Source organism: Nonomuraea typhae (genome assembly GCF_009760925.1).
Lineage (GTDB): Bacteria > Actinomycetota > Actinomycetes > Streptosporangiales > Streptosporangiaceae > Nonomuraea > Nonomuraea typhae.
Map to the genome: position 1 here is coordinate 1 of NZ_VRLV01000031.1, position 21,598 is coordinate 21,598.

Sequence of the window (21,598 nt, forward strand, 5' to 3'; positions counted from 1 at the left end):
ACTTGGGGACGCACCAGGTAGCCGCTGCGGGCCGGTAAGCTTGTGCGTCGGAAGGGGCCTTAGCTCAGCTGGCAGAGCGCCTGCTTTGCAAGCAGGATGTCAGGAGTTCGAATCTCCTAGGCTCCACTGCAGGTGAAAGGCCACTTCCCTTGATCGGGGAGTGGCCTTTTCGATCTTGTACAGCTGAGAAATACAGCTACGAGTCCAAACGGTCGCCGAGCTTCTTCAGCGCCTTGCGCGTGTCCTCGGATGAGACCTCGCTGTAGACGTTCATCGTTACCGAGATCTGCGAGTGCCTGAGGATCTGCATCGCCACGCGTGGGTGGACGTCGAGGGCTACCAACAGGGATGCACAGGTCTTGCGGGTGGCGTGGACGTGGACCTTGCGGACTTCAGCCTTCTCGCAGGCGTTCGCGAAGCTGCGGCGGAAGTTGGACGGTTCGACGGGGCGACCGCTGGCGGTGGTGAAGACGAGGCCGGTTTCCTGCCAGTCGTCGCCGGCGGATTCGCATGCTGCGTCGCGTGCCCGTTGACGGGCACGGAGGGCCGTCGTGACGATCTCGGGGAACGGGAGTGTGGCGTCCGAAGCCTCGGTCTTGGTCTGGCGGTGGAGCAGTTGACCGCTGACCCTCTGGAGTTGCCAGCCGATCGTCATCTCGGCCTGGTCGAGGTCGACATCCTCCCAGCGGAGCCCGAGCGCTTCACCGAGGCGGAGGCCCAGGACCAGGATGAGGACATAGGCCGGGTACATCGGGTCGTTCCGGGTTCTCGCGGACTCCAGGAAGGTTCGGGCTTCATCGACGGACCAGGGCTTCACCTTGCGTTTCCGTGGCGCCGGCATCCTGACGTTGGCGGCGACGTTCCTTGCGAGCGCTTCTTCGCGTACGGCCTGGCTCAGTGCGGCCCGAAGCGTCATGTACGCGTCGTGGACAGTCCAGTCTGAGGGAATCTCTTTGCAGCACTCGCCTATGGCGCAGCAGCGCTGACGTCGCTTCGGGTTGCTGTGCTGTTCCGGGCGGGCGGCGTCCTTACCCTGCTTGCAGCACTGGCACGTGGAGCGAGTCTTGTTCACCCAGCTCTGCACGTCCTTCACCGTGAGCTTGTCGAGCCGCTTCGTGCCAAGAGCGGGTGCGATATAGAGACGCGAGAACATCTCGTAGTTCGCTGCTGTCTTGGGAGCGAGGTTGGGTTTGACGACCTCTTCGAGCCAGTACGTCAGGTAGTCCGAGAGCTTCGGCGACTTGGTCACGACCGGGCCCTTGCGGGCTTGTTCGTGGAGCTTGAGCCACTTCTCGTGGGTTTCCTCGCGAGTCTTGCCGTAGGCCCACTTGCGAACCTTGTTGCCCTCTGGATTGGTGACCCAGACGTAGCCGGCCCAGCCGTTCTTGTAGGGGAAGATCGAGCCCTCGTTGTTGGCTCGGGTGCGGGGCTTTCGGGGACGCTTGGGCTCCTCGGGGGTGGCTAGTGCTGTCTTGGTGGGCATTACGCGGCCTCCTCTCTCAGGTGGGTGATGTAGGCGTCGATGGCGGATGCGGGGATGCGGCGGCAGCGCCGGGAGACGATGACGGACTCCAGTTCGCCAGAGCGGATGAGGTTGTAGAGGGTCCAGCGGCTGACCTGCAGAAGGGCCATGGCGTCAGGGACGGTGAGCATGGCGTTGTTGCTCATCTCGGGCCGCCTGTGGTGATGGCTTTGGCGAGTAGCGCGTCGCCCTCGGAGTAGCCGCGGCCGGCGTACTGCCAGTGGGCGACCGCGTGGCCCTCTTGCTTGACGTGGTCCTGGCGGGCAGTGCGGAGGGCGCCCAGGGTGGGGCCATAGTGGCGGGAGCGGGTGGAGAAGTGGCCGCCGAAGCCGAGCATGTGGGCCCAGTGGGTCAGGCCGAGGTCGAGGCAGGCGGCGATGAGGCGGCGGGCGTGGTCAGGGATGGGGAGCGTGGTCAGGTCCGTGAGTGGGCTGATGCGCTGGTCGAGGACGCCGACGCATTCGGCGGCCTTGGTGGCGTACTTGGCGACATAGGACGCGGCGTGTTCGGTGAGGGGGCGGATGTCGAGTTGGGTGCCCCATCGCAGGGTTCTGCCGGCCGTGGCTGCTGTGACCGCGGTTGCGGCCTCTTGTACGGCTTGCACCAGGGCCTCGGTGGTGGACCAGGGCGGTGGAGGTTGGGCGGGGCCACGCGGGCTGTCGAGGCGGAGGATGGCGTGGAAGTGGACGACGCCGCGGCGCTGGTATTCGGCGACCTTGGCGAAGGAGAGCATCACGCCGGGGCCGAGGCGTCGGCGGGTGGCGGTGATGAGCCGCTTCCACAGCAGCGGGGCAACGCCGTTGAACAGGACGGTGCCTGCGTAGTCGTAGCACTCCGGGCATAGAGGGCGGCCGAGGCGCTGCTCAGTGGCCTTGTGGCGGACGGTGCAGGACAGCGCGTTGCCATGTAGGCAGGTCGTTATGTTTCGGCGAGGGCGACAGGGCAGGATGCGGCCGGCTCGCGCCCTGTGGGCGTGGACGAGGCCGAAACTGGGGGCGGTCAGGGTGATGAACAGGGTCGGGTGGGTGCGGACTGATTCGGGGACGCACTTGCCGCCCACGAGGCCGGCGCGGATGAGGTGATAGGTGTCTTGGCGGTAGGTCTCGGCGCAGGCAGGGCAGCGGGAGGCGCGGCGGGTCTTGCAGGGGATGCGCAGGATGCCGTCGGGTTCGTGGACGGTTGAGTAGCGGCGGATGACCGCACCTGTGGCGTCGTGGTGGGTGATGTGGCCGCGTAGGTGGATGGGGTTGCGGCAGCCGTTCGTGTTGCGGATTTGGGCGGCCCAGCGGGCGTATTTCGGGTGGTTGAGTCGGGCGATCATCCCCGCTTTCTTGTGCACGTTGATGGTGGTTGCGGGCAAGATGGTGTCCTCCTTTCACTCGTTGCGGGTGGAGGGATGGCCCCCGACCTGGCGTGTGTCTTGGCGGATGTGCGGCCAGGCCGGGGGCGCTGCGCTGGTTAGGCGCCGTGGTTGTCGATGCCGGTGCCGTCGCAGTCTCGGCATCTGGCGTCTTCTGCGAGGCCGGTGCCGTTGCAGGTGCAGCAGCGGTAGTGGATCACCGGCAGGTCGTCATCGTGGGTCACGGTCAGTCGGGCTCCACGCAGTCGCGGTAGCTGGATTCGGCGCGGTAGCGGGCCATGCTGGCGGCCGGGATGGCGACCGCCTCATAGGCGACCGGCCCGAAGGTCCGCATAGTGCTGTAGTGCTCGCGTGAGGTGGCGTTCGCGGTCACCTCGGTGCCGAGCTGGGCGGCGATCTGGTCGATCTCGGCGAACGCGGCGGCGTCGGTGTCCTGGCGGGGGAAGTACCGGACGGAGATGTCGCCGTAGCTGACGGGAAGGGTTGGGTTGGCCTCCAGGAAGGCGGCCAAGTTGATGAGGCCGTTGATGACGTTGGTTCGGTGGTCGGTGGTCATGGGGTGCTCCCTTCTGGTCGGGGTGTCCGCAGGGTGCGGAGTAGGTCGGAGGCGAGTTGGTTGGAGACGCCCAGGCGGGCGCGGAGGGCGTCGCGGGTGATGGGTTTGCCGTGGCGGGTCTGGTGTTCGTCGGCGGCTCGGCGGGCGTAGTCGAGGAGTTGCGGGGACGGTCCTGGGGGCTCGTCCTGGGGCGTGAGGACGGTGGGTTCTGCGGGTGGGGATCGGGCCGGTTCGTCCGGGACGAGGGCCGGTTCCGCGGTGGGAGCTGGGGATTCCTCCGCGGCCGCGTTCGGGTGGGCGTTGGCGCGGCGTTCGAGCATCGACACGGCGATGAGGAACGCGGCGGCCGGGGTGGCGGCGGTGATCCAGCCCCAGGGGGTTGGGGTGGCTTGCTGGAGGTTGGCGGCCAGGCTGAGGACGATGCCGCCGGTCAGGACGAGGGTGGGCCAGGAGGCGAGGCCGTGCCGTACTCGTCCTGAGCGTTTGTCGTGGTGGCGTTCGCGGGCGGCCATGACGCAGGTGAGGTCTACGCAGATGGCGATGGCCCAGGACATCCAGCCGGTTTGGCCGTGGTCGGTGGCGGTGGCGCGGATGTGGGTGAACGATCCGGCGCCGGCGATGGCGGCCAGGACGACGATGGGGCCGGTGTCGAGGAGCCAGGTGGCGAAGCGTCGCATCGTTGCACCCTCCCTTCTTCAGGCGTTGATGGGGGTGGTGAGATCGACCCACGTCGGGGTGAGGTGGGCGTGGCGGTTGGCGGCGTCTTCGGCGGTTTGCTCGGGGATGTGGAAGGAGCGTGCGCGGTACCAGTGGCCGTCCTGGGAGGCGACGATGGCGACACCGGGTTGTTCGGCGGGGATGGCTCGGGCCGAGACGAGGGCGGCAGGGTCGAGGTCGCCGAGGGTCATAGTGGCGGTTTCGGGGTCGTTCACGCGGTGGCAGATACGGCCGGAACACTGGGCGCGTAGGGCAGTCACGCCGGGGCCAAGGTCGGAGCCGATGCGCTGGCCGCAGCAGAACAGGTAGAGGCCGAATGCGCGGCCGAGCTGGGCTATGCGGAGGAGGGCTGTCGAGGTGGCGGCGATCTCGTTCTTCTCTGCCTTGTCGGCCATCAAGTACAGCTCGGCGATCTCGTCTATGAGGATCACGATGGGGATCGGGCGGTCGAGCTCGGGGAGTTGCCAGATGTTGCGGGCGCCGGCGGTACGGCACTGGCCCATGCGTTCGATCATGAGGGTGATGAGGTCGGTGAGCAGGTCGGTGGATTCGGCGCGGCTGGTGGCCAGGGCCGACAGCCGCTTTTCGTACGGGGTGAACTCGACGCCGCCTTTCAGGTCGAAGCCGATCAGGGCGACGGGTTGCGGGGCGAGGCCGACGATGAGGGCGTTGGCCAGGTTGGACTTGCCGGATTGGGTGGCGCCGGCGTTCATCCAGTGCGGGACGGTGCGGAAGTCGATCACCCAGGGGCCGCCGGTCTCCAGGCGGCCAACGGTGACCTTCAGGAGGTCCGGGGAAGTCGGGAGCTGGGCGATCGTGGTCAGGGGGTCGTTTCGGGTGATGTGGAGGCGGACGCGGCCGGGGCGGGGTGAGGAGACGCGGACCGCGTGAACGCACCAGGAGTGGGCCAGCCCTTCGGCGGCCTCGCTGTAGTCGGCCGGGGTTTGGCCCTCCAACGTGTGGAGGGTGACGCGCCAGCCGTACCGAGTGGGGAGCGGGAGCCACATGAACGGTTTGGTGTCTACGGCGACGCGTTGGAAGCGGCGCTTGACCTTGACGATGCCGGTTGAGGCGACGGCGCCGGGGACGGTGGTGAACCACCATTGCTGACGCTTCTTGGTCAGGCCGCAGCCGAGGGCTACGCGGCGCCAGGTGAGGCGGGTGTTCAAGGCGGTGATCGGGTAGCCGATGATCCACCAGAAGGAGCGGGGGTGGAGTGCTCGCCAGGCCCAGAGGGCGCCGGTCAGGGCGGAGATGGCGATCAGGGTGAGGGTGAAGGCGTCAGGCACGGCCGCCACCCAGTGGGGTGATGTCGGTGGCCTTGTAGCTGATGCCCCAGCGGGTCTGGCCGCCTTGGGCGATTTCCCAGACGTAGCCGAGCATGCCGTGTGGGGTGACGTCCTGGCCTGGGGTGATGGGTGGTTCGCCGGTGGTGTTGACCTTGACGAGTTCGATACGGCCGAGGGTGTCCTCTGCGATGAGGACGGTTTCGTAGAGCGTGTTGCCTTCCTTGTCGGTCTTGATCTGGCCGGTGTCCTTGTTGACGAGGCGGGGGTGGGGGGCTTTGGCGCAGGTGAAGGAAAGGCGGGCGGTGTCTACGGGGATCGGGATGGTTCTCATGGGGTACCTCCTTATCCGTCGTAGCCAACATAGTTAACCTAGTTGGCTCGGTTGTCAACGTTGGCGTGGGTGACTTGGTGTGATGAGATGGGGCGATGGTCAAGCACACCGGGCGGCCGGGTTATCTACAGATCGCCGATGATCTGCGGGAGCAGATTCGCGGTGGTTCGCTTGCGCCCGGGGCTCCGTTGCCGTCTACGGCGCAGCTCTCGGAGCAGTACGACGCTTCGTTGTCCGTGGTGAAGATGGCGGTCGGGTTGCTGCGGAACGAGGGGCTCGTGATCGGGCAGCAGGGGAAGGGCGTTTACGTCCGGGATCTCGACTCGGCGCCGGCTACCGATTTGGCGGCCGAGGTCAGTGAGTTGCGTACTGTGGTGCGGGACCTGTCGGAACGGCTCGCTCGGGTCGAGAAGAAACTCCAGGGCTAGAGCCGCGGGTGTAGCAGCCGGTCACTCGACGGGTGACGGAGCTGGTCGTGGTGTCTGGGGTGTGGCGCAGGCTCATGGCCTTGTCTTCGCGGCGGATGCTGATGACCAGGGCGGCGAAGCCGTACACCAGCGTGGCACCGATGATCGCGGCCAGGATGAGCGGGATCCAGGTCATCGTCATGCCTCCTTGCGGGGGTTGCGCGGAGGGCGGCGGTTCTCATTGCGCCGACGAGTACGGCGCTGGTGGGCGGTGTTCTTGCGCTGCCAGCGTTCGCGGCGCAGGCACTTCGAGCAGAGGGCCTGACCCTCCAGGAGCGCGGCGCCGCAGTCGCAGGACGAGGTCTCGTCCAGCAGGGGGATGGGGGTCTGGTTCATGGGGCATTCCTCCTCCGGTTGTGGGCCTGTGGGGCTTGTGCAACCGAGGATGCGCCCGGTGATCGGGACGGGATCACTACACGACGGGACATGTTCAAGACGTCCCGCTTACGATGGCCAGGTCCCCGGACGTCCCCCATGCGGGCAGGTGAGATGGCGAACGAGCGACTGCGAGCGGCCCTGCTGGCCAAAGGTGTGGGCGTGGCCGACCTGGCGCAGGCCATTGAGGTTGACCCAAAAACCATCGAACGGTGGATCACTAAAGACCGTGAGCCGTATCGGAAGCACCGTTACGCTGCGGCTTCTTATCTCGGAGTCGATGAGAGTTACCTGTGGCCGAAGGCGCTCACGCGTGATCAAGTTGCCTCGGCGTCAGAGAGCGAGATCATCACTCTGTATCCGCACCGGTGGGCCGTACCTCGGGACGCATGGGGACATCTCTTCGAGAAGGCGTCCCAGGAGATTGGGATCTTGGTTTACAGCGGGTTGTTCATCGCCGACGACAGAGGGCTTTTGCGGTTGCTCGCGGACAAAGCGCGTGCCGGAGTTCGAGTTCGGGTGCTGCTGGGGGAGCCGGACAGCGCCGAGGTTGCTCAGCGCGGTGTCGATGAGGGCATCGGTGACGGGATGGGTGATCGGTGCCGGAACGCCATCGCGTGGTTTCGGCCGCTGGCGTCCGATGGAGTGGAGATCCGGCTGCATCACACGGTGCTCTACAACTCCATCTTCCGCGGGGACGACCAGCTTCTCGTCAACACCCATGCGTACGGTCAGCCCGCTGGCGACGCGCCCGTACTGCACCTGAGGCGAGTGGCCGGGGGCGACATGGTCGGGTTGTATCTCGGTAGCTTTGAGAAGACATGGAACGGGGCAGTCCCGCTAGAGTCCTGACACATGGCTACGCGGATTGACTACTTCGACGACCCGGACGCGCCGGCGGCCAACAGTCTGGTGCCGTCCGTGAACGTGATGGTCATCAATGCCGAGGGCGACTTGTTGATGATTCGGCGCAGCGACAATGGCAACTGGGCGGTGCCCGGTGGTGCCATCGATCTCGGGGAGTCGATTCCGGATGCGGCGATTCGGGAGACGTTGGAGGAGACCGGGATCACCTGTGAGATCACCGGACTTTCCGGGACCTACAGCGATCCACGGCACGTGATCCTTTACACCTCCGACGGCGAGGCGCGCCAGGAGTTCTCCCTTGTGCTTACCGGCCGGGCCGTCAGCGGGACACCGACACCGAGTGACGAGTCACGCGACGTGCGATGGGTGCCGCGCGACCATGTGTTGACCCTGCCCATGGATCGATCGATGAGGATGCGGATCGAGCACTACCTGAGTGAGGATGGTCGGCCGTACATTGGCTGATCTTGGCTCTGTCGGACCGGAGAGGCGGTCGGCGTGCAGGGATGGTGGCCGAACCTTCTGCAGGGCGCTTTCTCCGCGATCATCGGTGGTGTCGTCGCGGCGATCACAGCTTGGGGCGTTGTGGTGGCAACACGTCGGCATGACCGGGACACCCTCTTGGAGATCGAGGCTCGCAATGCTGCGATCGAGCTTTTCGTCATGCTGGCAGAACTCGACACGAAGCTGACGCAGGCTCTCGACAACGGCGTACCGCTGGGCAACGTTACGAACAGCCGTGAATGGACCGTCACCGTCCTCAAGGCTGAAGTCGCGATGTTCACCTTGGGGCGTGATCCGGGTCGGCAGTTCTCTCAGGAGGTCGGGGATCTGCGGCGCGCGCTGGAGTTGGCCGAGGGCCACGAGCTTCCCTGTGAGAACTTGCTGCACTCGGCATCGACTGCCCTTCAGACGCTCACCGATCACCTGGCGAACTGGATGATGAAGGGCAGACACCGTGTCTAAGGCTGTTGTGCCAGGGAGGCGGTGACCGCTTGGACAGCGGCTCGGATACACGGGGTTGACGCGGTGATCGAGCGGCTGACCAGGTGCTCGGGTCCGTAACGTGAGTGGATCTCCGCTAGGCGCTCTTCGACGTCGAGGTGCTGGCCATCCGGACCTGTGGTCATGTCGCAGTAGGTCAGCGCGTCCATCAGGTCGGGGCGCTCGGCGCTGAACTCGCTGGTGAGCGCGTCGTATAGCGAGCGCTCTAGGGCCTCGTTTACCGCGCAGGAATGGTGAGCGACCAGCCGGATCAGTCTTTCGTCGGCCTGGTGCACGTCACGCAGGTATCGCGCCCCGTCGAGCGGATGGAACCCGGTGTCCACAAGCCGTGGAGAGTAGCCGATGTCGTGGAGATAGGCCGCGGCCACGAGGGTGTCCGCATCATCTCCAAGGATCGGAGCCAGGGCCTCGGCGCGCTTGCCGACCCCCTGCGTGTGCGCCCAACGGCGCGGCAAGGGATCTTCCAACAGTCGTTTGGCCAGGTCATAGGCCCACGCAACTTGTCCCACGCGGTTCACGATAGGCGGCTATGCCCGGGGTTGGGCTAGTGGCGTGGGTGAGACGTCCCGGGACGTCTCACCCGGCCATCCCGGTAGTCATGGATCACTCGGCTTTGATCGAATAAACCGCCCCCTCCCTTGAACAGCGTGGATCAGACCTTCTTGCTCCAGTACGGCCAGCGCTTGCCGTACCGTGTTCCGCGACGCCGAATACCGGCGTCTGAGGGTGAGTTCGCTGGGCACCGCAGCCAGCTCGCCCCGCTTGATCGCGTCCCGGAGGTCGCCGGCGATGACCTCATAGCGGTAGGACGTACCCTCGTCCCGCCCGCCGGTCACCACCCGGCCCTTGGAAGGGATGGTGACGATCAGCCCTTCATTCTCCAGGATCGCCAGGCCACGCCGTACCGTGTTGCGCGCGACCCGAAACTCACGCCCCAGTTCGGCCTCAGACGGCAAGACGCTGTCCGCCGGGTAGGCGCCTGAGGTGATTCGCGTCCGCAGCCGCTCGGCGATCTGGGGATAGATGCGTCTGCCGGTCAGCCAGGGGCCGCTATTGGATGCGGTAGGCACGGACGATCTTGTCTATGCGGCTCCGGAGATCGCCTTGCTCCCCCTCATACCATCCCGCCTGCGATGCCTCCGCGATACGTGCTGCGGCGTACGGAATCTGCTGGCAGCTCACGCGTTCGTCGGAACGGTCGCCCCAGTAGAACCAGTGGAACGAGAGCTCGACGAATACGCGGCGGGGGCGGAACCCGCAGTCGAGTACGTCGAGCGCCGCGCGTCCGTCGGCGTCGGTCACCCGCACTGCGGAGAGTTGGCGACAGGTCAGTTCCCCCATCAGCGCGGACAAGAGGACTTCTTCTTCGGTCAGTCGGCTCCTCTTCGTGCTCATAATCGGGCCCCTTCGATGGCGGATGACGTGCGAATGAGCATCGTCCGCACGCTGTGACATCGGGACCGCATCTTGGGGACGTCTAGGGACGTCTCGTGTTACCGTCCATCTAGGAGCCGGTTACGTGGGAGGGACTATCCCCGTGAATCACCACCTACGCGCCGTCATGGCCCACGCGCAGATGCAGCCCCTCGACCTGGCGGCCCACCTCGGAGTCGATCCCAAGACCGTCAGCCGATGGCTCAAAGGGCGCATCCCCTATCCACGCCACCGCGTGGCCATAGCCGACTGCCTAGGTGTGGATGAAGCCGACCTCTGGCCAGAGGCCGCCAGGCACCGCCACATGATCAGCTCCGAGGTTCGTGCCGTCTACCCGCACCGCTGGGCCGTACCGCATGGTGTGTGGCGAGCTTTGTTCGCCAATGCCATGCGCGAGATCGACATCCTGACCTACAGCGCGCTGTTCCTTGCCGAGAACCCCGGCCTCGTGAACCTGATCGCCGAACGCGCCAGAGCTGGCGTGCAGCTTCGCATTCTGCTCGGAGACCCCGATAGCCCCGAAGTGGCGGCCAGGGGACGAGACGAGGGAACCGGCGCCGACGTCATGACCGCCCGCGTCCGAAACGCACTGACGCTGTTCGGCCCGCTCCAGGAGATACCGACTGCCAAGATCCGCCTCCACCGGACGGTCCTATACAACTCGATCTACCGTGCCGACAATGACCTCTTCGTTAACATCCACGCCTACGGCACGAAGGCGCCAGACGCGCCCGTGATCCACCTTCACCACGCCGATTCTCACGGCGCGGCAGCCGTCTACCTCACGGGGCTGGAACGCGTCTGGACCGCGGCATCCTCCACACGTGGTCACTGAGATCGTGAACCAAATATCTCTACGTCTATCAAGGCCGCCCGCCTATGGCGGTCGGCGCGCGTTGGGGCGGTCGCTGGCCGCGCTGCGGCTCTTCGGCCGGTCGCGGCCCGCGCCGCCCACGCGCCAGGCCGACCAGAAAGAGCGACCACGACAAGGAGCCCTCTGCGGTTCCTCGATCAGTCGAGGGACCTCAGCAGCGTCAACGCATCCCGCACATGCCCAACCACCGCATCAGGCGCGGTGTCGCCCAACGCGAGCCCTTGAGGGTTGACCCACACGGCCTTAAGCCCCGCGGCCTGCCCTCCGCTCACGTCCTTGATCAAGTGGTCGCCAACCATCCACCCGCCGTCTTCCAGCGAAGCACCACATCGGTCAGCAGCGATCTCGAACAGCCGCCGGTCCGGCTTGCGCACCCCCTCGGCCCCGGAACAGACGTATCCATCAACCACGTCCGCCAAGCCCGTGCACCTGATCTAGCCCATCTGGTTGTCCGCGGTTCCATTCGTGACGATCCCCACCCGCCACCCCAACGACCCCAACTCAGCCCTCAACCCGAACCGCGCACGAACCTGAGCGAAAACTCGCCGCAGTGCGCCACGCCTCACTATCCAGCGCAACCCGCTCGCCAACCGCCTCGCTGCCCAGCCCATGGTCACCGGCGAACTCCGGCACCCACACGCGAAACCCTGCCCGCAGGTCAATCAGAGTGTCATCCAGGTCAAAAGCGCCAGTCGTCGCACACCACACCACCCTAAGCTTCAGTCCTCTGCAACAGTGCCGGCCACAACGACGACGTCACCAGGTCACGTTGTCCGATCGCCACACTTCGGTTCCCGCCATACTTGGCCGGGGGCGATCGCTGCCGCACCGCTTCCGGTGCTCGGGCCTTGGCGGCCCTGCGCTCCGGGTCGGATTGCCACCGAACCAGCCTGCGTGCCCGCCTGCATCGTGTACGAGCCTAGGCCCGTCAGCGATTCCGTGGTCGCCATACTCAACGCCCGGAAGCGAGCCCCACGGAATGACCACTTCAACGACACCAACACCCAGATAGCCATCAGCTTCACGTCGTCAGCAGATGCCATCATCGCCTGACTCGTGTTGCAACGCCCTACCGCAACCGGGTACAAAACGCCGCATGGCGAGGGCTGTCTACCTATGCACAGAGAGATTTTGACGCACTGTGACCGTCAACGGGTGGCTGGGGCCGAGTACTCGTTCGGCATCGGTGAGCGTTGCTTCATACAACGGAATCGCTCTACCCAAATCACCTGCAGACGCATACACGCTCGCAAGGTTATTGCGAGAGACTAGCGTGTCGGGGTGGTGGGAGCCCAACAGTCGCTCACGATCCGCAAGAGCCGCCTCGTACAACGGAATCGCTCTACCCAAATCACCTGCAGACTCGTAAGCACCCGCAAGATTGTTGCGGGAAACTAGCGTGTGGGGGTGCTCTCCGCCTAGCACTCGCTCACGATCCGCAAGAGTCGCCTCATACAACGGAATCGCTCTACCAATGTCACCTGCAGACGCGTACGCGCTCGCGAGGTTATTGCGAGAAGACAAGACATCAGGATGATCCCCACCCAGCACTCGCTCACGATCCGCAAGAGCCGCCTCATACAACGGAATCGCTCTACCCAAATCACCCACCGACCGATACACGCCGGCAAGGTTATTGCGGGAAGACAGGGTATCAGGATGATCCCCGCCCAGCACCCGCTCGGTGTCTCGGAGAGTCGCCTCATACAACGGAATCGCTCTACCAATGTCACCTGCAGACGCGTACGCATACGCTAGATTGTTGCGGGAGGAAAGGGTGTCAGGATGATCCCCGCCTAGTACTCGCTCACGATCCGCAAGAGTCGCCTCATACAACGGAATCGCTCTACCAATGTCACCTGCAGACGCGTACGCGCTCGCGAGGTTATTGCGAGAAGACAAGACATCAGGATGATCCCCGCCTAGTACTCGCTCACGATCCGCAAGAGTCGCCTCATACAACGGAATCGCACTACCCAAATCACCCACTTCCTCATAGGCGACCGCGAGATTGTTGCGGGAGGAAAGGGTGTCAGGATGATCCCCGCCTAGTGCTCGCTCACGATCCGCAAGAGTCGCCTCATACAACGGAATCGCTCTACCAATGTCACCTGCAGACGCGTACGCGCTCGCGAGGTTATTGCGAGAAGACAAGACATCAGGGTGATCCTCACCCAATACATGCCCTAGATAATCAACTTCCCGCTCAAGGGAGGAGATTTGAAGGTCATGTGAAAAAAATTCTGTCTGAGCAAATTTGACACTAGAGTCGCCCGTTACGATAATGCCTGAATTATCTCCCCCGATTGCGATCGACCTGAACCCGCTCGCTTCGATAATGGGTGGAGCCACTTTCCCTGGATCCGGGTAATTAACCTTTGACTGCCGAGATCCGCGCATAGCAAGGATGCCGAACGCAGCCGTACCCAGGGCTCCCACCACTCCGCCGAGGGTTGCCCAGGCTAGCCAAGGGAGTCGGAAGATCCACCCAACCAGAAGGACCAGGAGGACAGCTCCAGAGAAAAGTAGCGTGAGCATTCTAGGCGAGAGTCTCATGCGAACCTCTTGAACAGGAGATAGCAGTTACTGATCAGGGCCGTTGTGGCAAACGCCGTAAATAAGGCAATCTGCCAGCCGGAGTCAAGATAGCTCCCCGAAACACCACTTGCGGCGAGGGATATCATTGCCGCCAGTTGAACTGCGAGTTGCGACTTTCTATCTCGCCACCCTTTTGCGTTAAGCTGTTTATGTGCATCTTCAACTAGGCTGGGAGTAACCTGCCCCCTGGTGTCACCAGGCCGTCGCGATGCTAGTTCAAGTTGGACCACCTGTGAGGAGAAATTGTCTGCATAGAGCTGCACGAACCTAAGAAAGGAGACCTTCGCATCTCCACTAGCGTTCGGCAGATTGGCGTGCACCTGGAAGACGCTACGACTCTCTGTAAGATACTGAATATCCTCTGAAAGCCAATTTCCTGAAGCAAGTTGCCTCGCAACAAATTGCGAGATACCTGCAATGTTGGCGTCAGGCTCTGCATCGGATGCCTCTCCTGTGCCGCGTAGCGCAGGTGGCAATTCGCTGTCCGCCAAAGCACTCTCCTCAGGCAGTGCCACAAACTGGATCGGGCGTATCTTGAGGATCTGCAGCTAGCTTATCCCTCAGCCGAGAAGCACGGCGTGGATTCTAGCGGTTCCAAGCCTCGATGATGTATGTGTGCGACTCGAAAACTCGTGGTCACGAGCAGCTATCTCAGCGACCTCCCACGCGGCGACTGATCCGGCAACCTTATGCACGTGTACCCCGACACCTGTCGGTGACCCTGATGCGCCTGGGTCAACCCCGGGAGCATTTCACCTGATGTACAGCACGAAGTACAGCAACGGACGCCCATAACAGCACATGACACCGACCCCTGTCACACACCTGACGAGGAAGAAGGCCGTCCAGCCCCAGTCAGGCCGTTGACTACTGATTAGAGGGTCTCAAGGCACCACTCCGGTCACCGCTTACCCGGAAGTACAAGCATCGTGCCGGTGGGGGACAGCTTGTACTGCTGGTTGGGAACGGTATGTGCGTACCGGACGTGTCTCCCTTGTGCAGCACATCGAGATCCGCGGCCCGCGATGCCACCAACGTCGCGGCACGCGACGGGACCTCGGGACAGCGATGAACCTCAGGCATCAGTGGGTGCCCACCAGGCGTTTGACTCCTACCCAAGCCGCCGATTCCATTTGCTTGGTGAGGCGTGCTGGATGCGCGTCCCACTGGCTATCGGTAGTTCGGCGCTTGATCGACCTTGAGCCATCTTTCTCTACGGGCCACGCCTGCGAGTGGCTCCGGTTGTTCAATTTTGAAGTGCTTCGGTCTGCTTCTCACGGGCAGCTGAACGCCATGCCGAGCAGCCAGCAACTCAGTCAGCAGGTCGTTATTGCTGGTGACCGTGACCGTTCGATGGAGTAGGAAGCCTGCGGTGCCAAGGCGGAGGGCCGCGATCCGCAGGGCGTACGCCAGCCTGGCCGGCAGTCGAACGAGTAGCTGTTCGAGCTCGGGAAAGAGCTCGTCGATGACCTGACCTCCCGCAACTCCCCACAGCGCGAGCACCCATTCAGCCTGCGAGAGATCGTCATCACAGACCCCTAGCCGGTCGCGCCACCAACTGGCGTTGCTTTGATTGGTTCGTGTTTGTGCAATGAGTGCTGCCGGGTGACCAGCAGGACCAAGCGCCTCCGCCCCTCGCGGCAGTGTGTATCCATCAAGGAGGGGCGAGGCGGCACCGATGACGGCGATCTCTGTCACGAGCCAGCAGCGGCCTGCCTGCCTGAAGAGCGCGGCCGCGGTGTTCGCCCACGGGAAGGTGCTCCCCTTCTCGCCCTGGCGAAAGCGTCGCCAACTCGCGATGGCGGCATAGGGAGATCGTGATTTGCCAAGATGCTGAATGGCCTGAGAACGAAGCTCCGGCGACGATGCTCCGGGCTTGCGGATCTCACTGCTAGCGCCGAAGGAGTAGAACTCGGCCGGGCTGAGCGCCACTGCCACACGAGCGGGCTCTGAACAGACCGAGGTCGTGTCAGAGCATTGACCGTCAAGCACCGCACGAAGGAGTTGAGCCTCGAGAACGCTGCCTTCTTTAGGTACAGCACCGGTGTTGAGAATCAACTGGGCTCGCCGGCCATCCTCGGCAGAAAGCTCCGGTATATCTATGACCTGGCCAGCGGCGGCCTCGCTAGCTGCCCCAACCCTGAGCCATGCGATCTCGTCGTCTGTGCCGACTACCTGCTTGAGCTGTTCAACCCACCAGGCCGTAAACTGTCGTCCCTGCCCGAGTAGCTCGCGAAGAACGCGCACTCGGGTGTGATTGTCCGGAGACTCTGGGGCCGTGGCGATAGCTCTGGTCAGACGCAACCACGCCCTATCTGCATAAGATGTCTCCGGAAGCGCGGTGATCGCTTTGCCATCAAGGGCATCCAGTAGCAGCCTGCTGCCGTGATCGTCGGTCAGTGCATCCACGATCGCGGCGGCTTCCAGTGGACGGCTGTTGAACACACCGTCGGTAATGAGACTCCATGCCGCTACACGGACATGCTTTGACGGATTATCCGCGAGTTCATACTCGATTCCGGCGCGCAAAGCGTAGATGTCGGCTCCGCCCGCATTGCCCCCGTAGAAACGGGTTGTGTTGAGCCAGTAAGGGCGTCGTAGCAGTTCACGGAAGACTAGTGTTCGATCGAAGCGGTGGTCTCCTTCGCCGGCGTACTTGTAGAGATATCGCGCTGCGAAGTACTCGCGAAGGGATAGAACCTCGAATTCGTACGTGCCCTGCACTTTGCCCGTGAGCGCCCACAAGCGATCCGTCGCGGCGTCGAAGAGTGTGTCAACCACGTTCTCGGGCTTGCCGTATGTCCGCTGGAAGTGTTTCATTGCAGCCTCGACCTCACCGCGGGCCATGCGTCCGCTGTGGCTTTCCTCCTCCGCCCTGGACTGGATGTACCAGCCGATGAACGGGATGATCTCCATTAGCTCGGTGCGGTACCTCCGGACCGACTCGGGGTGCTTGTTGGCCTCCCGTGCCAGGAGAAGGTTCATGTACGCGTCGTAGAGTTCCGTACGCTGACTCGGGGTCGCGTCGCCGTGTTGACGCAGAAGGTAGAGCAGGATCGTCAGCTGCATGGGGTTGCCGACGAGTTCGCCGATGTACGGTTCACGTACCTTCTCGTTGAAGTTCCGACGCAGCGTCCGACTGTCATTGCCACGAACGTTGTGGACAGCACACCACCTGCGCAGGTATTGATCTCGAAGGGCATGGTCCATGGGGCTGAGGGAGATGACCTCGAATATATCCGTGTTCGGCTCGGGGAGACCTGCGGAGTTAGGGCGTGAGGTAACAATGACCTTCGGCTCGACTGCGTATGTCCTGCCCCGAGAGCAGAACATGTCGATCTCTCGCACAACGCGGCGACGCGCTGATGTGCTGGCGACCTCGTCCAAGCCATCTAGCACGACCACGCTCGGCACGCGGTCGAGCAGATCCTGAACGACTGATGCGGTTATCGAATTACTCCCCCCGGCATGTGACATCAACTCCGCCAGGAAGCACTCGATGGTTGCTTCCGAGGCAGGCTTTTGCCGTCCTCTCTTGACCTTGGTGGTGTCGGACTTATCGAACACGTCGAAGCCCTGTATCCACGCCGCATAGTCGGCGAGGTCGAACCGCAGCGGAAATCTAGGCTCTCTGATCTCTGGTAGGCCGGGCTGAGAGGTTTCCTTCGGCATGAACGCCACACGGAATGCCTGACAGACAATCTGGCTCAACGTGGACTTACCCTGGCCTGGCGCACCTCGCACGAGGGTGAACGGATACGGCGTCTTGCTAGTTACGTAGGCTGCAGCTCCCCCGAGGTGATCGGTCTCTGAGGAGGGGAATCCCTGTATGCGTAGCGGCACTTGGACTCTGTCCGCTGGCACGTCTACGAACAGGTCGGACACCCGCTCTCGGTCGAGCTCCACCTGACTGAACTTGATGCACTCGTCCTCAGCCCACTGAGCAGCAGCGACCTTGCGAAGAAGAGCACGTAGCCCCGAGTCACGCTTGGCGACGGCTTCTTCGCTAATGAGGTAGCGGAAAAGATCCCAACCGGCCAGCATATCGGCGTACGCCCACTTGAGCTCGTTCGGCGCCGAATCCACCATCGGGTTGATCGCCTCGCGCCACATCGCGCTTATGTCAAGACCAAATGTCTTCGAGTGCTTCACAAGCCTTTTGTTGAGCTTGTCGAAGGTTCCGGTTTCAGCCCGGCCGGTGCTTGGCACATTGGTCACGAGGATGTACTTCGTCGTGCCTTCGGCCGCTAGCCGACGGATATTCCTGGCTTCATCCGTGATCGTTGCTTCGAGCCATGAGACGGGATCCTTCACGCTTCCCGTTGCAGACCACTTGACCTGGTAGATCAGGCGATCTTCGGGTGCGACCTGAATCCCGTCGCGACCACCGTCGGCTTGCCGCAGAGGCAAGGGCACGAAGTCCGGAAAACGCTCCGTAAGTAGGGCCCCGATGAGCTGCTGAAAGTCGTGATCTCCAAGGCGCTCATAGAGGTACTTGTGACGGCTGTCAGGCAAAGGCACCCCCACTGATCCAGGTGGATCACGATGATCTCACCATCCGTATGCCCGAGGGAGGCAAAGCGCCACAATTATGTGTGTGGGCTATCGAGTGTCCCCTGGATCCTCAGCCCGTGAACGACTAGGCCGTTGACATCCTGCGTGGCGCACTTACGGTCGTCTCGTGACCAGTGCACGCGATACCGCGCTGAGCAAGGACATCGCCACGCTGCTGACCCTCGCCGGCCTCCATACCTCAAGACAAGGGATAGGCGGCTTCATCGTCGCCTCCCGCGGAATCGAGACCGTGCAGGTCATGTGGAGTGTCCACGGCGAACTGGACGATGCCTTGCAGTTCATCCAAGGCGAGGATCCAGAGAGCAACCACGAAATGGTGCGCTATGAACAGCGCGTGATCACCTCCATGCTCCAGGCCGTTGCCGCGGTCCTGGTGCCGCAAGGCTACGAGGCGACCCTGGATCCAGGCCCCACCGATGATCCGGGCCTGCGCCTTTACGTGCGAGCCAGCACATGGGGAGGGTAACCCAAGCGATCGGATGCAGAGGCGACGCCCGTCCGCCCTGTGGGTCCTTACCTCGGCCACGATCACGTTGCCCGCGCGTGGAATTGGGCTCAGCCACGCCCTCCGACCAAGTCAGACTTCGTGACCCATGTGCCCCACCGAGCACTGCCCTTAAACTGAGGAGCAATCGCATTACCTGAGGAGAGGGCTATGAGGAAGGCGGTTCGCTTGCGCCCGTCGCCAGGCTGTCTTGTGGAGATCAATCGACAATGAGGCCCAGCGGGACACGCGCGAGATGATCTTGACTTCTCACGACAGCATTTGAACATCTATGCAGCTCAATACACCCGAACGAGTGGTAGAGTCTTTGCTCTCCTAAAGCGGGTGCTTGTCGCTCCTGAGATTTGGGCAGGTTGGTACCGTTACGATCGCTGACTTCGGTTGTTGTAGTACGTGGCTGGGGCGATCGGCTGCCGCAGGGCTTCCGTTCCTCGGGCCTGGCGGCCCTGCAGTACGGGTCCCCTTGCCATCGAGCAGCAGCAGCGCGGACCGCCGGCCGGGATGATGTGTACAGCAGCCCGGTACAGCAACGCTGGCTTACGCGGGCGTACTTCGCCAAGCCGCATCTGCTGTCTGACCAGCGTGATGAGGTTTCTACATCGTGACCGGCTCCCGTTTGCAAGCAGGATGTCAGGAGTTCGAATCTCCTAGGCTCCACCTGCCAAAACGCCCCGTCACTGATCTTGTGGCGGGGTGTTCGGGCCATTAATGGGCCATTAGCTCCTTTTGATCTTCTTCGCTTTCTTGCGCTCCGCCTTTACGCGTGCGCTGAGGGCATCCGCGATCTTTCTGTCCGCGTCCTGGGTGGCGTGCTGATAAATCAGCGCCGCTCGGTCGCTGTCGTGGCCCATGCGCGCTTTCAGATCCGCCAGGCTCGCGCCGGACTGGGCGGCGAGGGTGTTGCCGGTGTGCCGTAGATCGTGGAAGTGCAGGCCCGTCAGGCCCATCTCCTTCAGCGCGGTCTCCCATTTCGCCGAGCGCCGGAAGTTGTTGCCGCGCAGGAATCCGCCCTTCGCGCCGAGGAACACGAAGGCGTCCTCTTCCGTCTTCACGTACTTGTCCAGATGGTCGACGAGCGCGTGGATGATCACGGCCGGGATGGCGATGGTGCGTCGGCCGGCCTTGGACTTCGCCGGCCCGAGTTGCATGCCGATGCCGTCGAGTGCCTGCTGCTCCAGGAGGTAGGCGTCGATCACCCACCACCAGCGCAGTTCACGGCCGGCCAGGCGCGGCACGCCCACCAGAGGGTTTGCGCCAGGTACCAGGGAGAGCGCACGGCGTGGAATCCGGCGACGTAGGCCCAGCGGGCCAGCGCGCGCCGTCACCGGCGGCAGCACTTCGAGGATGGGGCCGTGGGGGTTGGGCTGGTGGGTGCCGGGCTCGGGGAGCGTGGCCACCTGGTGGCCGTTGAGGCTGGTCACGGGGACGTCGCCGGGCACAGGGTCCGACTCGTCCGGGCTGTGGGTCATGATGGGGTGACCTCGTTTCCACTGGAAGGGGGCGGGGTTCGGGGCGCGGCCGTTGTCTTGGCGGATGAGGCCGCGCCCTGCGTGCTGTGGGTGGTGCGGTAGCGGGCGAAGCACGCCCGGATCTCGTCGCAGTCGCTGCCGGCGTTGAGCCGGTGCGACAGCAGCGCGGCGACCACTACGGCGATGCACGCAGCGGTGGCGATCACGGCGAAGGTCAGCACGCGGGTCACCTCCCGATGTCGGTGTCGGGGTTGACGGTGTCGCGCAGGGCGCGGGCGTCGTCCATGCCGCAGCGCAACGCCCGCTGGATCTTGCGTGCACTGGGCGCCTCGGGCAGCTCGCCTGCGGCGATCAGCGCGCGGGTGCGTTCGGTCAGCCGGCTCACGTTGGCGCTGTACGTGCGGCCTGTAAGCCCGCTCTGGCGGCTGTGATCCAGGCGAGAGAACGCGGCCAGGATGATCGGGAGTGCGGTGACGATGGCCACCGCCACGATGGGGCCAAGGATGTGCAGTACCAGGCGGGAGAAGGAGAAGTCGTCGGCGGTGGTTGTCCTAGCGGGAGTGGTCGTGACCCGACTGCCAGTCGCGGGGCGATCGACCTAGTCCACGAGGGGGTAGGTCTATCAGCCTTCATTGGTGACGGACATAGTGGTGTTCGCCGCGCTACGGTCCGGGCATGCCCAAGGATGAAGACGACCTGCCCCCGATCTGCGGCACCTGCATGGGCGCCGGAGGGGAATGGATCGAACTCAACGGTAAGAAAGGGCAGGCGCGCAAATGGGTCGAGTGTGTGACATGCAGTGGGACCGGCCGTAGATGACGGATCCGATCACGTGTCCAGAGTGCGAGGGGCGCAAGGGCATACAACTCGGCGACCTCTTTCTGGCCTGCCAGTTCTGTGGCGGCCTGGGCCGGGTCGGTGGCAGCAACGAGCCGGCCGAGCGGGGGGGTCAGCCGCCCCCGGAACCGCCGCCGGCATGGGCGCACAAGGTGTGGGATGACGCGTGGATCGCGTCGGCCATCTCATGCCGTCTGTGTCTCGGGTCCGGGAAGATTTCACACGTGGACGAAGTAGTGGGCACGCTGGTGACCGTCCTGTGCAGGTGTGCCGACTCCTAGCCAACGGGACGGTGCCCAGGAAGTGTCCCCGGACAGCTAGTGCTTCACCCCGGCCTACGCGTCCTGAGCCAACCCGATCGAGGCGCACTTCGGATCCCTGAGGCAGTTCACCATCACCAACTCCAACCACCCCAACCACACCGTGCAGACCCGGGCCCTGCACGCCTACCTGCGCTGGCGCAATGCCAACGCGAGGTGCCCTGAAGTTTCCGGACAGTCAGGAACATAACCTGACAGATAGTCTGGAAGAGGTAGGTACGTGACGAGGCGTCGTAGGCAGTTCTCGCCGGAGTTCAAGGAGGAGGCCGTCCGCATGGTGCTGGACGGTCCGCGCACGGTGGCCTCGGTGGCCCGGGAGTTCGACATGAACCCGACCACGCTCGGCAGCTGGGTGAACATGCACAAGGCCATCCATCTCGAGCCCGAACAGCCGCTGTCGGGTCCGGAACGGGCGCGGATCCGTGAGCTGGAGCGGGAGAACGCCGAACTGCGCGAGAAGCTGGTGTTCTTGAAAAAAGCAGCCGCCTTCTTCGCGG

26 protein-coding genes, 1 tRNA gene and 1 pseudogene are annotated in these 21,598 nt (G+C 63.7%); 9 read left to right on the top strand and 19 right to left on the bottom strand.

All coding sequences use genetic code 11. The features are described from left to right. Positions 1-53: 53 nt before the first annotated feature. Positions 54-126, top strand: a tRNA-Ala gene (locus FVE25_RS53225). Positions 127-196: 70 nt separating this feature from the next. Here the strand turns inward: FVE25_RS53225 and FVE25_RS53230 are convergent. From FVE25_RS53230 to FVE25_RS53260, 8 genes are all read right to left on the bottom strand, one after another. After that, positions 197-1,483: a site-specific integrase gene (locus FVE25_RS53230; RefSeq protein WP_157255150.1), complete on the bottom strand. Its 1,287-nt coding sequence runs from the start codon at positions 1,481-1,483 to the stop codon at positions 197-199. Continuing rightward, positions 1,483-1,668, bottom strand: coding sequence for a helix-turn-helix domain-containing protein (locus FVE25_RS53235; protein ID WP_157255152.1), 186 nt, complete (start codon positions 1,666-1,668; stop codon positions 1,483-1,485). Before FVE25_RS53235 ends, FVE25_RS53230 begins: the two co-directional genes overlap by 1 nt. Beyond that, positions 1,665-2,882 (bottom strand): replication initiator, encoded by a 1,218-nt coding sequence (locus tag FVE25_RS53240; protein WP_246268893.1) that lies wholly within the window; start codon positions 2,880-2,882, stop codon positions 1,665-1,667. Before FVE25_RS53240 ends, FVE25_RS53235 begins: the two co-directional genes overlap by 4 nt. A 98-nt stretch (positions 2,883-2,980) precedes the next feature. Beyond that, positions 2,981-3,106, bottom strand: a complete 126-nt coding sequence (locus tag FVE25_RS56795) for a hypothetical protein (RefSeq protein ID WP_281368001.1) — start codon at positions 3,104-3,106, stop codon at positions 2,981-2,983. Positions 3,107-3,108: 2 nt separating this feature from the next. Further along, the gene (locus tag FVE25_RS53245) at positions 3,109-3,438 is read right to left on the bottom strand and encodes a hypothetical protein (RefSeq protein ID WP_157255155.1); all 330 of its coding nucleotides are present in this window, start codon (positions 3,436-3,438) and stop codon (positions 3,109-3,111) included. Next, positions 3,435-4,115 (bottom strand): DUF2637 domain-containing protein, encoded by a 681-nt coding sequence (locus FVE25_RS53250; RefSeq protein ID WP_157255157.1) that lies wholly within the window; start codon positions 4,113-4,115, stop codon positions 3,435-3,437. The genes FVE25_RS53245 and FVE25_RS53250 overlap by 4 nt, the downstream gene beginning before the upstream one ends. Before the next feature lie 18 nt (positions 4,116-4,133). After that, positions 4,134-5,444, bottom strand: a complete 1,311-nt coding sequence (locus FVE25_RS53255) for an FtsK/SpoIIIE domain-containing protein (protein ID WP_157255159.1) — start codon at positions 5,442-5,444, stop codon at positions 4,134-4,136. Then, on the bottom strand, positions 5,437-5,775 hold the full coding sequence (locus tag FVE25_RS53260; RefSeq protein WP_157255161.1) for an SCO3933 family regulatory protein: 339 nt from the start codon (positions 5,773-5,775) through the stop codon (positions 5,437-5,439). Before FVE25_RS53260 ends, FVE25_RS53255 begins: the two co-directional genes overlap by 8 nt. Before the next feature lie 95 nt (positions 5,776-5,870). On the opposite strand from FVE25_RS53260, the gene FVE25_RS53265 reads away from it, so the two are divergent. Beyond that, on the top strand, positions 5,871-6,203 hold the full coding sequence (locus FVE25_RS53265) for a winged helix-turn-helix domain-containing protein (protein WP_157255163.1): 333 nt from the start codon (positions 5,871-5,873) through the stop codon (positions 6,201-6,203). A 177-nt stretch (positions 6,204-6,380) separates the two neighbouring features. Here FVE25_RS53265 and FVE25_RS53270 read toward each other — a convergent pair whose 3' ends face one another. Beyond that, complete coding sequence (locus FVE25_RS53270; RefSeq protein WP_157255165.1) at positions 6,381-6,578, bottom strand: hypothetical protein; 198 nt, start codon at positions 6,576-6,578, stop codon at positions 6,381-6,383. A gap of 153 nt (positions 6,579-6,731) precedes the next feature. On the opposite strand from FVE25_RS53270, the gene FVE25_RS53275 reads away from it, so the two are divergent. From FVE25_RS53275 to FVE25_RS53285, 3 genes are read left to right on the top strand one after another with little or no spacing between them, the layout of a single operon-like run. Continuing rightward, positions 6,732-7,469 (top strand): XRE family transcriptional regulator, encoded by a 738-nt coding sequence (locus FVE25_RS53275; protein WP_157255167.1) that lies wholly within the window; start codon positions 6,732-6,734, stop codon positions 7,467-7,469. 3 nt (positions 7,470-7,472) lie between these two features. Then, the gene (locus FVE25_RS53280; RefSeq protein WP_157255169.1) at positions 7,473-7,949 is read left to right on the top strand and encodes an NUDIX hydrolase; all 477 of its coding nucleotides are present in this window, start codon (positions 7,473-7,475) and stop codon (positions 7,947-7,949) included. Between the two features lie 33 nt (positions 7,950-7,982). Next, positions 7,983-8,450 carry a hypothetical protein gene (locus FVE25_RS53285; protein WP_157255171.1) on the top strand — a complete coding sequence of 156 codons (468 nt, stop codon included), beginning with the start codon at positions 7,983-7,985 and terminating at the stop codon, positions 8,448-8,450. Here FVE25_RS53285 and FVE25_RS53290 read toward each other — a convergent pair. From FVE25_RS53290 to FVE25_RS53300, 3 genes are all read right to left on the bottom strand, one after another. After that, positions 8,447-8,998 carry an HD domain-containing protein gene (locus tag FVE25_RS53290; RefSeq protein WP_157255172.1) on the bottom strand — a complete coding sequence of 184 codons (552 nt, stop codon included), beginning with the start codon at positions 8,996-8,998 and terminating at the stop codon, positions 8,447-8,449. The genes FVE25_RS53285 and FVE25_RS53290 overlap by 4 nt on opposite strands. Before the next feature lie 87 nt (positions 8,999-9,085). Then, the gene (locus FVE25_RS53295; protein ID WP_246268895.1) at positions 9,086-9,559 is read right to left on the bottom strand and encodes a GntR family transcriptional regulator; all 474 of its coding nucleotides are present in this window, start codon (positions 9,557-9,559) and stop codon (positions 9,086-9,088) included. Next, complete coding sequence (locus FVE25_RS53300) at positions 9,540-9,884, bottom strand: hypothetical protein (protein WP_157255174.1); 345 nt, start codon at positions 9,882-9,884, stop codon at positions 9,540-9,542. The genes FVE25_RS53295 and FVE25_RS53300 overlap by 20 nt, the downstream gene beginning before the upstream one ends. Before the next feature lie 142 nt (positions 9,885-10,026). On the opposite strand from FVE25_RS53300, the gene FVE25_RS53305 reads away from it, so the two are divergent. Then, the gene (locus FVE25_RS53305; RefSeq protein WP_157255176.1) at positions 10,027-10,758 is read left to right on the top strand and encodes a helix-turn-helix domain-containing protein; all 732 of its coding nucleotides are present in this window, start codon (positions 10,027-10,029) and stop codon (positions 10,756-10,758) included. A gap of 176 nt (positions 10,759-10,934) precedes the next feature. Here the strand turns inward: FVE25_RS53305 and FVE25_RS53310 are convergent, their stop codons facing one another. From FVE25_RS53310 to FVE25_RS53325, 4 genes are all read right to left on the bottom strand, one after another. Then, complete coding sequence (locus FVE25_RS53310) at positions 10,935-11,207, bottom strand: HAD family hydrolase (RefSeq protein ID WP_246268898.1); 273 nt, start codon at positions 11,205-11,207, stop codon at positions 10,935-10,937. A 700-nt stretch (positions 11,208-11,907) separates the two neighbouring features. Continuing rightward, positions 11,908-13,353, bottom strand: coding sequence for a tetratricopeptide repeat protein (locus FVE25_RS57365; RefSeq protein ID WP_157255180.1), 1,446 nt, complete (start codon positions 13,351-13,353; stop codon positions 11,908-11,910). After that, the gene (locus FVE25_RS53320) at positions 13,350-13,910 is read right to left on the bottom strand and encodes a hypothetical protein (RefSeq protein ID WP_157255182.1); all 561 of its coding nucleotides are present in this window, start codon (positions 13,908-13,910) and stop codon (positions 13,350-13,352) included. The genes FVE25_RS57365 and FVE25_RS53320 overlap by 4 nt, the downstream gene beginning before the upstream one ends. Positions 13,911-14,565: 655 nt before the next feature. Then, the gene (locus FVE25_RS53325; protein WP_219826072.1) at positions 14,566-17,916 is read right to left on the bottom strand and encodes an NACHT domain-containing protein; all 3,351 of its coding nucleotides are present in this window, start codon (positions 17,914-17,916) and stop codon (positions 14,566-14,568) included. Between the two features lie 160 nt (positions 17,917-18,076). Here FVE25_RS53325 and FVE25_RS53330 point away from each other — a divergent pair, with 160 nt between their 5' ends. Beyond that, positions 18,077-18,436 carry a hypothetical protein gene (locus FVE25_RS53330; protein WP_157255184.1) on the top strand — a complete coding sequence of 120 codons (360 nt, stop codon included), beginning with the start codon at positions 18,077-18,079 and terminating at the stop codon, positions 18,434-18,436. A gap of 755 nt (positions 18,437-19,191) precedes the next feature. Here the strand turns inward: FVE25_RS53330 and FVE25_RS53335 are convergent. Genes FVE25_RS53335 through FVE25_RS53345 form a run of 3 tightly spaced genes read right to left on the bottom strand, consistent with a single transcriptional unit; the run spans position 19,192 to position 20,434 of the window. After that, on the bottom strand, positions 19,192-19,944 hold the full coding sequence (locus FVE25_RS53335) for a tyrosine-type recombinase/integrase (RefSeq protein WP_157254031.1): 753 nt from the start codon (positions 19,942-19,944) through the stop codon (positions 19,192-19,194). After that, the gene (locus FVE25_RS53340; protein ID WP_157254032.1) at positions 19,941-20,165 is read right to left on the bottom strand and encodes a hypothetical protein; all 225 of its coding nucleotides are present in this window, start codon (positions 20,163-20,165) and stop codon (positions 19,941-19,943) included. The genes FVE25_RS53335 and FVE25_RS53340 overlap by 4 nt, the downstream gene beginning before the upstream one ends. 5 nt (positions 20,166-20,170) lie before the next feature. Then, positions 20,171-20,434: a hypothetical protein gene (locus tag FVE25_RS53345; RefSeq protein WP_157254033.1), complete on the bottom strand. Its 264-nt coding sequence runs from the start codon at positions 20,432-20,434 to the stop codon at positions 20,171-20,173. A 668-nt stretch (positions 20,435-21,102) separates the two neighbouring features. On the opposite strand from FVE25_RS53345, the pseudogene FVE25_RS56930 reads away from it, so the two are divergent. Both FVE25_RS56930 and FVE25_RS53350 read left to right on the top strand, forming a co-directional pair. Further along, positions 21,103-21,270: pseudogene (locus tag FVE25_RS56930) on the top strand (IS630 family transposase); the annotation flags it as partial. Between the two features lie 51 nt (positions 21,271-21,321). Continuing rightward, positions 21,322-21,598: transposase (locus FVE25_RS53350; RefSeq protein WP_157255186.1), on the top strand; the 277-nt coding region annotated here is incomplete at its 3' end.

Excerpts from the sequence above, each read along its gene's own strand:
- FVE25_RS53230 (WP_157255150.1), bottom strand. The coding sequence starts at position 1,483 with ATGCCCACCAAGACAGCACTAGCCACCCCCGAGGAGCCCAAGCGTCCC.
- FVE25_RS53235 (WP_157255152.1), bottom strand. The coding sequence starts at position 1,668 with ATGAGCAACAACGCCATGCTCACCGTCCCTGACGCCATGGCCCTTCTG.
- FVE25_RS53245 (WP_157255155.1), bottom strand. The coding sequence starts at position 3,438 with ATGACCACCGACCACCGAACCAACGTCATCAACGGCCTCATCAACTTG.
- FVE25_RS53250 (WP_157255157.1), bottom strand. The coding sequence starts at position 4,115 with ATGCGACGCTTCGCCACCTGGCTCCTCGACACCGGCCCCATCGTCGTC.
- FVE25_RS53260 (WP_157255161.1), bottom strand. The coding sequence starts at position 5,775 with ATGAGAACCATCCCGATCCCCGTAGACACCGCCCGCCTTTCCTTCACC.
- FVE25_RS53265 (WP_157255163.1), top strand. The coding sequence starts at position 5,871 with ATGGTCAAGCACACCGGGCGGCCGGGTTATCTACAGATCGCCGATGAT.
- FVE25_RS53270 (WP_157255165.1), bottom strand. The coding sequence starts at position 6,578 with ATGAACCAGACCCCCATCCCCCTGCTGGACGAGACCTCGTCCTGCGAC.
- FVE25_RS53275 (WP_157255167.1), top strand. The coding sequence starts at position 6,732 with ATGGCGAACGAGCGACTGCGAGCGGCCCTGCTGGCCAAAGGTGTGGGC.
- FVE25_RS53280 (WP_157255169.1), top strand. The coding sequence starts at position 7,473 with ATGGCTACGCGGATTGACTACTTCGACGACCCGGACGCGCCGGCGGCC.
- FVE25_RS53300 (WP_157255174.1), bottom strand. The coding sequence starts at position 9,884 with ATGAGCACGAAGAGGAGCCGACTGACCGAAGAAGAAGTCCTCTTGTCC.
- FVE25_RS57365 (WP_157255180.1), bottom strand. The coding sequence starts at position 13,353 with ATGAGACTCTCGCCTAGAATGCTCACGCTACTTTTCTCTGGAGCTGTC.
- FVE25_RS53335 (WP_157254031.1), bottom strand. The coding sequence starts at position 19,944 with ATGACCCACAGCCCGGACGAGTCGGACCCTGTGCCCGGCGACGTCCCC.